1 protein-coding gene is annotated in these 1,493 nt (G+C 61.0%); it reads right to left on the bottom strand.

The genetic code is table 11. The annotated features are described in order from the left end of the window. Nucleotides 1-1,493 (bottom strand): acetate--CoA ligase (acs, locus tag UB23_RS05320; protein WP_052672964.1); only part of this gene is annotated, 1,493 nt, incomplete at both ends.

A 1,493-nucleotide genomic window follows, 5' to 3' on the forward strand; every position in this document is an offset into this window, starting at 1 on the left:
ATCCAGTAGGAACCATCCTCGTCACGACGGGCACCGTCACCGGTGAAGTACATGCCACGGAAGGTCTTGAAGTAGGTGTCGACAAAACGGTCATGGTCGCCATACAGCGTGCGCGCCTGGCCTGGCCACGAATCCAGAATCACCAGGTTGCCCTCAACCGCGCCTTCCAGAATATTACCCAGGTTGTCCACCAGTGCCGGCACCACGCCGAAGAACGGACGAGCCGCCGAACCAGGCTTCAAGCCATGCGCGCCCGGCAGCGGGCTCATCATGTTGCCGCCGGTTTCGGTCTGCCACCAGGTGTCGACGATCGGGCAGCGCGACTGGCCGACCTTCTTGTAGTACCAATCCCAGGCTTCCGGGTTGATCGGCTCACCCACCGAACCCAGCAGGCGCAGGCTGCTGCCGTCAGCGCCTTCAACTGCCGCGTTACCCGCCGCCATCATCGCGCGAATCGCCGTTGGCGCGGTGTAGAGGATGTTGACCTTGTGCTTGTCGACGATCTTCGCCACCCGGGTGATGTCCGGGTAGTTCGGCACGCCTTCGAACAGCACGGTAGTCGCGCCATTGGCCAGCGGGCCATAGACGATATAAGTGTGGCCGGTGACCCAGCCGACGTCAGCGGTGCACCAGTAGATTTCACCCGGGCGGTAGTCGAACACGCGCTCGTGGGTCATGGCCGCATACAGCAGGTAACCGCCAGTGGTGTGCTGCACGCCTTTAGGCTTGCCGGTGGAACCGGAGGTGTAGAGGATGAACAGCGCTTCTTCAGCGCCCATCTCTTTCGGCGCGCAGACGCTGCCCGCCACTTTCATCAGGTCTTCGTACCAGATGTCGCGATGCTGGTTCCACTTGATGTTGCCACCGGTGCGCTTGCACACGATGACCTTCTGAATGCTGCTGGTTTCCGGATTGGTGAGCGCGTCATCGACGTTGGACTTGAGCGGGATCTTCTTGCCGGCACGAATGCCTTCGTCAGCGGTGATCACCACCTTGGATTTGCAGTCGATGATCCGACCCGCCAGGGCTTCCGGCGAAAAACCACCGAACACCACCGAGTGAATTGCGCCGATCCGGGTGCACGCCAGCATGGCGACCACGGCTTCGGGAATCATCGGCATATAGATAGTCACCACGTCGCCGCGATGCACATCCTGGCCGCGCAAGGCGTTGGCGAACTTGCAGACTTCTTCGTGCAATTCACGGTAGGTGATGTTGCGGCTTTCGGCAGGGTCATCGCCTTCCCAGATGATCGCGATCTGATCGCCGCGCTCGGCCAGGTGGCGGTCCAGGCAGTTGTAGGAAACGTTCAGGGTGCCATCGGCGAACCACTTGATGTCGACGTGGTGATCGTCGAAGGAAGTCTGCTTCACCGTGGTGAAAGGCTTGATCCAGTCGAGGCGCTTGGCTTGCTCGCGCCAGAAGCCGTCCGGGTTGACGACCGACTGCTGGTACATGGCTTTGTAGGTTGCCTCGTCGGTCAGCGTGTTGGC

Origin of the sequence: Pseudomonas sp. ES3-33 (genome assembly GCF_000952175.1) — a bacterium.
GTDB classification, from domain to species: domain Bacteria; phylum Pseudomonadota; class Gammaproteobacteria; order Pseudomonadales; family Pseudomonadaceae; genus Aquipseudomonas; species Aquipseudomonas gregormendelii.